The sequence below is a fragment of the Rhodoferax sp. genome (genome assembly GCF_010365055.1).
In the GTDB taxonomy this organism is placed as follows: domain Bacteria; phylum Pseudomonadota; class Gammaproteobacteria; order Burkholderiales; family Burkholderiaceae_C; genus Rhodoferax.
On the sequence record NZ_JAAFHA010000047.1, the window covers coordinates 17,398 to 27,385 of the forward strand.

At 58.7% G+C, this 9,988-nt stretch carries 10 protein-coding genes and 1 pseudogene; 8 read left to right on the forward strand and 3 right to left on the reverse strand.

All coding sequences use genetic code 11. The features are described 5' to 3' along the window. Positions 1–94: 94 nt before the first annotated feature. Positions 95–730, reverse strand: a complete 636-nt coding sequence (locus tag GZ093_RS11930; RefSeq protein WP_296486159.1) for a DUF6806 family protein — start codon at positions 728–730, stop codon at positions 95–97. Positions 731–1,082: 352 nt separating this feature from the next. Here GZ093_RS11930 and GZ093_RS11935 point away from each other — a divergent pair, with 352 nt between their 5' ends. Together GZ093_RS11935 and GZ093_RS11940 are read left to right on the forward strand one after the other, a co-directional pair. Then, a complete protein-coding gene (locus GZ093_RS11935) occupies positions 1,083–2,060 on the forward strand; it encodes a triacylglycerol lipase (RefSeq protein WP_296486161.1) in 978 nt (325 codons plus the stop codon). Between the two features lie 4 nt (positions 2,061–2,064). Then, on the forward strand, positions 2,065–3,078 hold the full coding sequence (locus tag GZ093_RS11940) for a lipase secretion chaperone (RefSeq protein ID WP_296486163.1): 1,014 nt from the start codon (positions 2,065–2,067) through the stop codon (positions 3,076–3,078). A 41-nt stretch (positions 3,079–3,119) separates the two neighbouring features. Here GZ093_RS11940 and mpl read toward each other — a convergent pair whose 3' ends face one another. Then, a complete protein-coding gene (gene mpl / locus GZ093_RS11945; RefSeq protein WP_296486164.1) occupies positions 3,120–4,520 on the reverse strand; it encodes a UDP-N-acetylmuramate:L-alanyl-gamma-D-glutamyl-meso-diaminopimelate ligase in 1,401 nt (466 codons plus the stop codon). Between the two features lie 54 nt (positions 4,521–4,574). Between mpl and GZ093_RS11950 the strand changes: the two genes are divergently transcribed. The 6 genes from GZ093_RS11950 (at position 4,575) to GZ093_RS11975 (ending at position 9,717) form a co-directional block, all read left to right on the forward strand. Continuing rightward, positions 4,575–5,168 carry a hypothetical protein gene (locus GZ093_RS11950; RefSeq protein WP_296486166.1) on the forward strand — a complete coding sequence of 198 codons (594 nt, stop codon included), beginning with the start codon at positions 4,575–4,577 and terminating at the stop codon, positions 5,166–5,168. Continuing rightward, positions 5,165–5,731: a TlpA disulfide reductase family protein gene (locus GZ093_RS11955; RefSeq protein ID WP_296486167.1), complete on the forward strand. Its 567-nt coding sequence runs from the start codon at positions 5,165–5,167 to the stop codon at positions 5,729–5,731. Before GZ093_RS11950 ends, GZ093_RS11955 begins: the two co-directional genes overlap by 4 nt. A 169-nt stretch (positions 5,732–5,900) precedes the next feature. Further along, complete coding sequence (gene accB / locus GZ093_RS11960; RefSeq protein ID WP_296486169.1) at positions 5,901–6,347, forward strand: acetyl-CoA carboxylase biotin carboxyl carrier protein; 447 nt, start codon at positions 5,901–5,903, stop codon at positions 6,345–6,347. An 18-nt stretch (positions 6,348–6,365) separates the two neighbouring features. After that, the gene (accC, locus tag GZ093_RS11965; RefSeq protein WP_296486171.1) at positions 6,366–7,715 is read left to right on the forward strand and encodes an acetyl-CoA carboxylase biotin carboxylase subunit; all 1,350 of its coding nucleotides are present in this window, start codon (positions 6,366–6,368) and stop codon (positions 7,713–7,715) included. A gap of 66 nt (positions 7,716–7,781) precedes the next feature. After that, entirely contained in the window at positions 7,782–8,687 is a 906-nt protein-coding gene (prmA, locus tag GZ093_RS11970; protein ID WP_296486172.1) for a 50S ribosomal protein L11 methyltransferase, read from the forward strand. A 34-nt stretch (positions 8,688–8,721) separates the two neighbouring features. After that, positions 8,722–9,717, forward strand: coding sequence for a zinc-ribbon and DUF3426 domain-containing protein (locus tag GZ093_RS11975; protein WP_296486174.1), 996 nt, complete (start codon positions 8,722–8,724; stop codon positions 9,715–9,717). 84 nt (positions 9,718–9,801) lie between these two features. Here the strand turns inward: GZ093_RS11975 and GZ093_RS11980 are convergent. After that, positions 9,802–9,988, reverse strand: a pseudogene (locus tag GZ093_RS11980) (histone); the annotation flags it as partial.

The window sequence follows — 9,988 nt, forward strand, 5'->3', positions numbered from 1 at the left end:
GATTGGGTAATTATGTCAAAAATAATAGCAAACTATGTAATGAATACGTAGGCTAGAGCCCGATTTTGCATAAATAGTTGCGGATGGGCCCATCTCAGTGCAAATGCCGCGGCTTGCGCCCGCCGCCATGGCCGATGCCGCCATGGCCACCGCCACCGGAGCCCCGCGGGGGGCGTCCGAGCTGCAGTGAATTGACCAGATCGTCAAAGCGCTGGCTGAACAACTTGTCCACTTCAGCCACGACGCCCACCAGTTCGGCACCATCAAAATGGCGCTCCATCAGGTTCACCACGTCCTGCACCAGCAGGTCGCGCTGCACTTGCATGATGGCAGCGGGGTCGGGCCCGACGAAGAGCATCACGAAGTCATCGCGCGACTCGGCGTCCGAATCCTCGTCCTCATCGTCAAACTCGGCGTCATAAAACGTGACTTCAATGGCGGCACCGGTTTGCGCAACGTCGTTGAGGTTCATGCACATTTCATCGAGCACCTGGCGAAAATCATCGTCGCCGGCCACAGTCCAGCACATCTGCAAAAGATGTTCTTGCGGGTCAAACTTGATGCCAGGCTCGTCTTCGTAGGAGCTCTCGGCGGCATCTGCCAAGGAGCGCGCGCCGGCGTATTTCCATAACGGCTTGAGGGCTTCTTGCAACTGCTCAAAAACAACCTCGGGGCGCAAGCTCACCTGGCCATGGACATGGATTTCAAAAGGGGTGTTGTAGCGTGCCATGGAGTGTGAATTTTGTGGTCAGGATGGAAACCGAAAGATAGGCATGAAGCCGCATCGGTTCAAGTCTCAGTTAGTGTCCCTGCTGTTTGGGGTGTTGACTCGCGAATGGTGATTGTGCCATGACGTGCTTGACCAAGGCACAGGATGCAACGTGCCGCGACGAGCGCGCCAGGTCGATCTGAATCAGGGTTTACCAGTGGGTGGGTTTTCCAGCATGACAAACCGGCCACGGCGCCCTAACATTTGAAAATAGCACAGGCGTGCTATTTGAGCTCAAGCTGATCAACACGATTGATCTGCAGGGGCCAGCAAGCGACAGCGCCCCACCCAGAGGTCGCAGAACAAGTCAAACATGATTCATAAACCAATCGACCTTGCGGTCCTGCTGGAGACAATTTTGAAGAAAATTCTGACGACCTGGCTCGGCGCCCTTTTGCTGGCACTCACCCTTTTACCCGGTTCCTCATGGGCCGCGGGCTACACCGAAACCAAGTACCCGATTGTGCTGGTGCATGGCTTGTTCGGCTTTGACAACATCGGGCCGGTGGACTATTTTTACGGCATTTCCTCGTCCCTGCGCGCCGATGGCGCCAAGGTGTATGTCACGCAGGTTTCTGCGGCCAACAGCACTGAAGTGCGAGGCGAGCAGCTGCTGACCCAGGTCAAGCAAATTCTGGCCGCCACGGGCGCTGCCAAAGTCAACCTGATCGGCCACAGCCATGGCGGCCCGACCATTCGCTACGTCGCCTCCGTGCGCCCTGATCTGGTGGCCTCGGTCACCTCGGTCGGCGGTGTCAACAAAGGCTCGGCCGTGGCCGACGTGATTCTGGGCGTGGCGCCTCCCGGGTCGCTCTCCAACACGGTGCTGGTGTCCGTCACCAATGGCTTGAGTTCGGTCATCAGCTTCCTGTCCGGTGGCTCGGGCCTGTCGCAAGACTCGCTGGCGGCTGTCAAATCGCTCAGCACCGCCGGCTCCCTCAAGTTCAACCAGGCCCATCCTGAGGGCGTGCCAACCACGGCGTGTGGCGAAGGCGCTTACACGGTCCGCGGTGTGTCATATTTCTCGTGGAGCGGGGCCAAGCCTTACACCAATGTGTTTGACATCCTCGACCCGGCTTTGGCTTTGACGTCGCTGGCGTTCAGTGGCGCCAATAACGATGGATTGGTGGCGAGCTGCTCCAGCCGTTTGGGCCGGGTAATCCGCGACAACTACGCCATCAACCACCTGGACGAAGTCAACCAGACCATCGGCTTGGTCAACCTGTTCGAGACCAACCCGGTCACCTTGTACCGTCAGCAAGCCAACCGCTTGCGCAATCTGGGCCTGTAGCGCCTTGTTGCAGTTGCGTGCCCCGCGCCTGGTCTGGGGCTTGCTCGGTCTGGCACTGGTCGCCACCACTTGGCGGTGGTGGCCGGACGCAGCCACTTCCACCTCGGCGGTATCGGGCTTAGCGCCTGGCACGCCCGGGGTGGCGTTTGTGCACTCCCTGCAGGACACCGTGCCTGACGGGGATTTGGGCACGCGGCCCGGAGCCGAGCCTGCGCTGGCGCCGGGCCCCTTGCCTTACGCTGAGCTCAAACGCCTGTTTGACTATTACCTGAGTGCGGTGGGCGAACAGACGATCGCAGCCATCACGGCGGAAATCGCGGGTGATCTGGATCGGCGTTTGTCGCCCGACCAACGGCCCGCTGCCAAGCGCTTGCTGGCCCTGTATCTGCAGTTCAAGCTGGCCCTGGTAGATATGGAGAAGAAGCCTGAGTTGGCGGGCACCGACGCCAAGGCGACTCGCCAGCGCCTGCTGGCCATGCAAGACCTGCGCTCTCAGTTCTTCAGCGCCGAAGAAACCCAGGGCATGTTTGGCTTTGAGGATGACTACGATCAGGATGCGTTGGCGCGGCTGGAAGTCAATCAGAACCCGGCTTTAAGTGCAGGGCAGAAAAAAGAGCAACTGGCAGCGCTCGATGCCAGCCAGTCGGCGGCGCTGCGCGAAGAACGCGAGGCGCCTCGCGTGGTGCTCAAGATCGACCAGATGGCGCAGGCACTGCGCGCGCAGGGCGCCAGCGAGGACGATATTTACCGCATGCGTTCCAAGGAACTCAACCCCGAGGCCGCCGCCCGACTGGCCGCGCTTGACCGCGAAGAAGGCGCCTGGAAGAGCCGCATCGCCAGTTACTTGAACGATCGCAGCAAACTGCTACAAGCCCAGGCCGATGCGGCGCCAGCCCAGCGCGAGGCGGCGTTGGCCCAGTTGCAGCAGTCCCAGTTCAGCCCGGACGAGCGCCGTCGGCTCGCCGCGTACGAACCTTCAGCACCGGTCTGGCTCGGCGCTCAATCGCCAGGGTTGTGAGTGTTTTGAGACGCTAGCCCTCGTCTTTATTGGGGTAGCAGCTACTTATTTTGTAATGCTTGCAGCAGCTTGAGGTGAACGCCGCCAAAGCCGCCATTGCTCATGCACAGGATATGGTCGCCGGCCTTGGCTTGCGCCGTCACCTGTGCCACCAGCTCATCCATCGTGTCGCTCACGCGGGCCTTGGCGTCCATGCTGGCCAAAGCTTCGCGCGCGTCCCAGTCCAGGCCTCCGCCATGGCAAAACGCCAGATCGGCGTCCTGCAGACTCCAGGGAAGCTGCGCTTTCATGGTGCCGAGTTTCATGGTGTTGCTGCGCGGCTCGAACACCGCCAGGATGCGCTGATGCGGGCCAACTTTTCGTCTCAGGCCGTCTATCGTCGTGCGAATCGCGGTCGGGTGGTGGGCAAAGTCGTCATACACGGTGATGCTGCCGCCCGGGCGCTGCACGCTGCCGCGAATTTCCATGCGGCGTTTCACATTTTCGAAACTGCCCAGCGCACGAGCTGCGGTCTCAGGCGAGACCCCCACATGCTGTGCGGCGGCAATCGCCGCCAGCGCATTGAGCTGGTTGTGCACGCCAGTTAGTGCCCACTGCACGTGGCCAACGATTTGGCCCTGGTACAGCACGTCGAACTCTTGCGGATCGCCCGTCGCAGTGAAGTCACTGACCGCCGCGCCAAAGCTGCGAACCTCGCTCCAGCAGCCCATGTGCAGCACCCGTGCCAGACTCTCTTCCAGTGCGTTCACCACAACCCGGCCCGTGCCATGTGGGCCAGCGCCGGGCACGGTGCGCAGCAGGTGGTGAAACTGGCGTTCAATCGCGGCCAGGTCATCGAAGATGTCAGCGTGATCGAATTCGAGGTTGTTGAGCACTGCGGTGCGCGGCCGGTAGTGCACGAACTTGCTGCGCTTGTCGAAAAATGCGGTGTCGTATTCGTCGGCTTCGATCACGAAAGGCTGACTTCCACCCAATCGGGCAGAAACATCAAAATTCATCGGCACGCCGCCGACCAGGAAACCGGGCTGCAAACTGGCACACTCCAATATCCAGGCCACCATGGCGGTGGTGGTGGTTTTGCCATGGGTGCCCGCGACGGCGATCACATGACGGCCTTGTAATATGTGTTCCGCCAGCCATTGGGGGCCGCTGGTGTAGGGCATGCCGGCGTCCAGAATCGCCTCCATGAGGGGAAATTTTGGCGTACCGTCGGGCAAATGGTTGCGGCTGACCACGTTGCCCACCACAAACATGTCAGGGGCCAGTGTCAATTGGTCGGCCCCGAAGCCTTCGATCAATTCAATGCCAAGTGCTCGCAACTGGTCGCTCATGGGCGGATATACGCCAACGTCGCAGCCGGTGACCTTATGACCAGCCTCGCGCGCCAAAGCGGCCAGGCCACCCATGAACGTGCCACAGATGCCAAGAATATGAATATGCATGGCTGGATTTTAGGCTGCGGCATTGGGCCCGCAATCCGGGGCAAAATGGCGCCCATGGACAGCCTGAAATCAGAAATAGCGAGCGTCGCTGCCCGTTTGGTCGTGGAAGAGGGGTTCGAGTATGGACCGGCCAAGCGGCGCGCCGTCAAACAGATGGGCCTGCCGCTGCGCAGCGCCCTGCCAGGCAATGACGAGGTCGAAGATGCGGTGGTGGAGTACGTGTCACTGTTTTGTGCCGACACCCAGCCGGCTGAGTTGCTGGCCTTGCGTCGTCTGGCCTTGGCCTGGATGGAGCACATGGCTGTTTTCAGGCCTCACCTTGGCGGGGCCGTGTGGCACGGCACCGCGACGCGACTCTCCGACATTTACATTCAGTTGTTTTGTGATGACAGCAAATCGGCAGAAATAGCGTTAATAGATCATCAAATGTGCTATGTGCCGCGCACCGTGAGCGGTTTCAACGGTGAGTTGGTTGAGTCCTTGAGTGTGCATGCCTTTTGCCCGGACCTCAAGGAAGAGGTGGGCGTTCACCTACTCGTGTACGACTGCGATGACATGCGCGGCGCGCTCAAACCCGACGCGAAAGGGCGTTCCCCGCGTGGGGACATCGAGGCCGTGCGGCGTTTGTTGCATGATCAGCGACCATGACAACATCAACGCCTCCCCCTGAACTGGCAGAAAATGCTGCCAGGAGTCGTCGGCGCTGGCTGATGGGCGCGGTGGCAGGTGGCGCCGCACTGGCTGGCGCCGGGCTGGCTTGGCGCACTTACCAGCCGCAGCCGATGGCGCCGGCCGCCGAGTCGGCCCTTTGGCAACTCGAGTTCCATGGACTTGATGGGGGCCTGTTTAGCATGGCGTCGTTGCGGGGTAAACCTGTGTTATTGAATTTCTGGGCCACCTGGTGCCCTCCTTGCATTGAAGAACTACCGCTATTGAGCAGCTTTTATCAGGAATACTCATCCAAAGGATGGCAAGTTCTTGGTCTCGCGGTAGATCAGTTGGAGCCGGTGAAGCGGTTTTTGGCCAAGAGTCCCGTGACTTTTCCGGTCGCATTGGCAGGACTGCCGGGTGTTGAACTCAGCAAATCCCTTGGTAACTTGACTGGTGGTCTGCCATTCACTGTTGTGCTTGGATCAGACGGCATGGTCGCGCACCGTAAAATAGGCCAAATCTCACCAGCTAACTTGCTGGCTTGGGCCTCAGTGATATAGAGGTGAGGCGCAACAGGTCGCCGTCGTGCAGTCGTTCAACGGCGTTAAGGGTCAATGGATTGCACTACTAAATCAGGCTGAGATTCTGCAAAATAAAAGAAGATAGCTGTCATTTGGCGAAATTTAAGGTAAATTCGCGGCTCATTATTTAAAATTCGTTGGAGATCTCATGGACCTTAGAAAATTAAAGACGCTGATTGACCTCGTGTCAGAGTCAAATGTCTCGGAGTTGGAGATCACAGAAGCAGAGGGCAAGGTTCGCATCGTCAAGGGCGGTGGCGCCATGGTTCAGCAGTACGCGGCACCTGGCAGTGTGTTGGCACCGGTTGCGTTGGCGGCCCAGAGCGCTGAGCCTGCGCCGGCCCCGGCCCCGGCCGCAGCTGTCCACACGGTCAAGTCGCCGATGGTGGGAACGTTCTATCGGGCGGCCTCTCCGGGCGCTAAATCCTTTGTTGAAATTGGAGACTCCATCAAGGTGGGCGACACCGTCTGCATCATTGAAGCGATGAAAATTCTCAATGAAATTGAATCGGACATGGCGGGGACGGTGACGCAAATTCTCTGTGAAAACGGTCAGGCCGTCGAGTACGGGCAAGCTTTGTTTGTGATTGAGTGACCTAGAGCGGACCTTCCCATGTTCAAGAAAATCCTGGTTGCCAATCGGGGCGAAATCGCCCTCAGAATTCAACGTGCCTGTCGTGAGCTTGGTATTCAGGCTGTGATGGTCTATTCGGAGGCTGATCGCGAGGCGAAATACGTCAAGTTGGCCGAAGAGGCAGTCTGCATCGGGCCCGCGCAGTCGGCCCTGAGCTATTTGAATATGCCAGCCATCATTTCGGCAGCTGAAGTAACGGATGCCGAGGCAATTCATCCAGGCTACGGCTTTTTAAGCGAAAACGCTGATTTTGCCGAGCGGGTAGAAAAAAGCGGTTTCCAGTTTATTGGCCCGACGCCCGAATCGATTCGCATGATGGGTGACAAGGTCTCTGCCAAACAGGCAATGATCAAGGCCGGCGTTCCCTGTGTGCCGGGTTCAGAAGGCGAACTGCCCGATGATCCGGTGCAAATTCGCCGCATTGCCAAGGCGGTGGGCTATCCGGTCATCATCAAGGCCGCTGGCGGTGGGGGTGGGCGCGGCATGCGCGTGGTCCACACCGAGGCAGCCTTGCTCAACGCCGTCACGATGACCAAGGCCGAGGCCGGCGCCGCCTTCGGCAACCCGGCGGTGTACCTGGAGAAGTTTCTCCAGAACCCCCGTCACATTGAAATCCAGATTTTGGCGGACAAGTACAAGAACGCGGTTTACCTAGGCGAGCGTGATTGTTCGATGCAACGGCGGCACCAAAAAATTCTCGAAGAAGCGCCAGCGCCGGGCATTGCGCGCCGGCTGATTGAGCGCCTGGGCGACCGCTGCGTGGCAGCTTGCAAGAAGATTGGCTATCGCGGGGCCGGAACTTTCGAGTTTCTGTACGAGGATGGCGAGTTCTATTTCATTGAAATGAATACCCGCGTGCAGGTGGAGCATCCGGTCACGGAGATGATCACTGGGGTGGATATTGTCAAGACACAGATCATGGTGGCTGCCGGTGAGAAGCTGCCGTTCACGCAGCGCCAGATTGGCATTCGTGGCCACGCCATTGAATGTCGTGTGAATGCTGAGGACCCCTTCAAATTCATTCCGTCGCCGGGTCGCATCACCATGTGGCACGCTCCGGGTGGGCCGGGAGTGCGGGTGGACTCGCATGTGTACACCAATTACTTCGTGCCCTCCAATTACGATTCCATGATTGGCAAGATCATTGTGCATGGCGACACACGTGAGGAGGCGTTGGCGCGCATGCGCTCAGCCTTGGGTGAAACGGTGGTGGAAGGCATCAACACCAACATTGCGTTGCACCGTGAGTTGATGGTGGACGCGAAGTTCATGGCCGGTGGCACCAACATCCACTATCTTGAAGAATGGCTTGTTCAACACAAGCGCTAAATTGGAACTTTGCGGGACAGGCAGGAGCTGCGCGAAGCGAGCCAGTTCTGTCCTCAACTAATTAGCATGTTTGAATTGAAATTGATGTGCCCGGAGAACCGGGTTGAAACCTTGAGCGACGCTCTCGAAGCGCTGGATGCCGTGAGTGTCAGCATTGAGGATGCCGACGCCCAGACCGATGCGGAGCAGGCCCTGTTCGGTGAACCTGGCATGCCGCCGCCCAAAAAAGGCTGGCAGCGGTCCCGAGTCACTGCGTTGTATGCATCCAAGGCCTTAGCGCAAGCTGCTTTGACTCTGCTGCAGGCGCAAGATTTTTTTTCCGACTGTCAATTGTTGGGTATGCAGGCTGTGCCGGAGCAGGATTGGGTGCGGTTGACCCAATCCCAGTTTACGCCGGTAGAAATTACGCCAGAGTTTTGGATCGTGCCGACCTGGCACGAACCGCCCGCACAGGCCCGCATTGTCATTCGTCTCGACCCGGGCTTGGCGTTTGGCACGGGCACACATCCGACCACCCGCATGTGTTTGCGCTGGATCGCCCAGCGTGGTCACGGGGATGAATCCACAGTCCAGAATAAGCTGGGGCGGGTGCTGGACTATGGTTGTGGCTCGGGCATTCTTGCCATCGGAGCGGCCAAACATGGCGCCACCAGCGTTGATGCGGTTGATATTGATGACGCGGCGGTTGAATCGACCGTGCTCAATGCGCAGGCCAATCATGTCCATGTGGCGGCCGTCTTCCCCGAGGCCGCCACAGGCGTCTATCAAACCGTGCTGGCCAACATTTTGGCGACTCCCTTGAAGGTGCTGGCGCCCTTGTTGTGGTCGCATGTGGCACCGGGTGGCTCACTGGTATTGGCCGGCATTCTTGCCGCCCAGGCCGATGAACTGAAAGCCGCCTACGCACCCTATTGCCAATTGGCGATTGCTGACCAGCAAGAGGGCTGGATATTGATGACCGCGTCAAACTGAGTTGCTCCGGGCACAGCTCTACAATTTTCATTCCATGAGCCTGATCACACGTTGCCCGTCTTGCCAGACCCTGTTCAAGGTCGTGCCAGACCAACTTCGGATTTCTGAAGGATGGGTCAGGTGTGGCCAATGTGACGAGGTATTCGACGCTGGGCTTCATTTGTTACAGATGCCGCCTGTGGCGGAATTGGCCCCAATGGCCCTGCCGGAGTTGTCCGATACCGGGACGGCATTGAAAGTGCCCGAGTTGCTTGCGCTTGATGTCGTGCTGGTTGATGAAGCGCCGTCAAGTTCAATGTCGTCTTTGCGGGAACTCGATGGGAGCGATGGGCTGAATGAGCCGGTGCAGCCTGTAGAGCCCTTGGCCTTCTCGCTGGCCGCCGATGCAACAGTCATGGCATTCGGATCTGGGGCAGGTGTTGACCGCGATGCCGAAGCTGAAGTTGAAGTTGAAGTTGAAGTTGAAGTTGAAGCGGAAGCGGAAGCTGACATCCGTCCTGAGTTGAGCGAATTCTCCTTCCTGCAAAACAGCCGGCGGGGTTCTTTTTGGCGCAAGCCGGGCATACGTGCGGCGCTGGCCTTGCTGAGTCTGGGTTTGCTGCTCGGGTTGCTAGGGCAAATTGTGCTGCATGAGCGCGATCGAATCGCGGCGCTGAAGCCTGGCTGGCGGCCCGCGTTGCTGGCGCTCTGTGCGCCTTTGAATTGCGTCGTGTCGCCGCTGCGCCGTATTGATTCCATCGTGATTGACAGTTCATCATTCATCAAACTTCAGGGAGATTCCTATCGTTTGAATTTCACGGTAAGAAACACAGCAGACATTCCACTGGCGGTGTCGGCCATTGAGCTGACGCTAACGGATTCCGTTGATCAGCCAGTGGTGCGGCGGGTACTCCTGCCCTCAGAACTTGGTGTCAAAGCGGATGTGTTGACAGCGGGTGCCGAGTGGCCGGTTTCTCTGACCGTGGTGATCAGGGTCGAGGGCACGTCAGACCACATTGCAGGCTATCGTTTGCTGACCTTTTACCCTTAGGATTGATTCGCCCGCCCGTCGAGGGCATAAAAAAAGGCCCGGGGCCTTGCAACACCGGGCTGGAAGAAATGCCATCTCGGCTTTTCAGGGTTTGCTGCCCGATGGAAAAGGCCAGGCCGCTTGCGGGTTCAATGTGGTCTGAGCCACAGGGGTCGCTGGAGCGCTTGCCTTCTTGGCCGGTGCCGCCTTCTTAGCTGGAGCCGCTTTCTTAGCTGGAGCCGCTTTCTTAGCTGGAGCCGCTTTCTTAGCTGGAGCCGCTTTCTTAGCTGGA

What these genes read in the sequence shown, in the direction of transcription:
- accB (WP_296486169.1), top strand. Translation starts at nt 5,901, where the DNA reads ATGGACCTTAGAAAATTAAAGACGCTGATTGACCTCGTGTCAGAGTCA.
- mpl (WP_296486164.1), bottom strand. Translation starts at nt 4,520, where the DNA reads ATGCATATTCATATTCTTGGCATCTGTGGCACGTTCATGGGTGGCCTG.
- GZ093_RS11955 (WP_296486167.1), top strand. Translation starts at nt 5,165, where the DNA reads ATGACAACATCAACGCCTCCCCCTGAACTGGCAGAAAATGCTGCCAGG.
- accC (WP_296486171.1), top strand. Translation starts at nt 6,366, where the DNA reads ATGTTCAAGAAAATCCTGGTTGCCAATCGGGGCGAAATCGCCCTCAGA.
- GZ093_RS11975 (WP_296486174.1), top strand. Translation starts at nt 8,722, where the DNA reads ATGAGCCTGATCACACGTTGCCCGTCTTGCCAGACCCTGTTCAAGGTC.
- GZ093_RS11950 (WP_296486166.1), top strand. Translation starts at nt 4,575, where the DNA reads ATGGACAGCCTGAAATCAGAAATAGCGAGCGTCGCTGCCCGTTTGGTC.
- GZ093_RS11930 (WP_296486159.1), bottom strand. Translation starts at nt 730, where the DNA reads ATGGCACGCTACAACACCCCTTTTGAAATCCATGTCCATGGCCAGGTG.
- GZ093_RS11935 (WP_296486161.1), top strand. Translation starts at nt 1,083, where the DNA reads ATGATTCATAAACCAATCGACCTTGCGGTCCTGCTGGAGACAATTTTG.
- prmA (WP_296486172.1), top strand. Translation starts at nt 7,782, where the DNA reads ATGTTTGAATTGAAATTGATGTGCCCGGAGAACCGGGTTGAAACCTTG.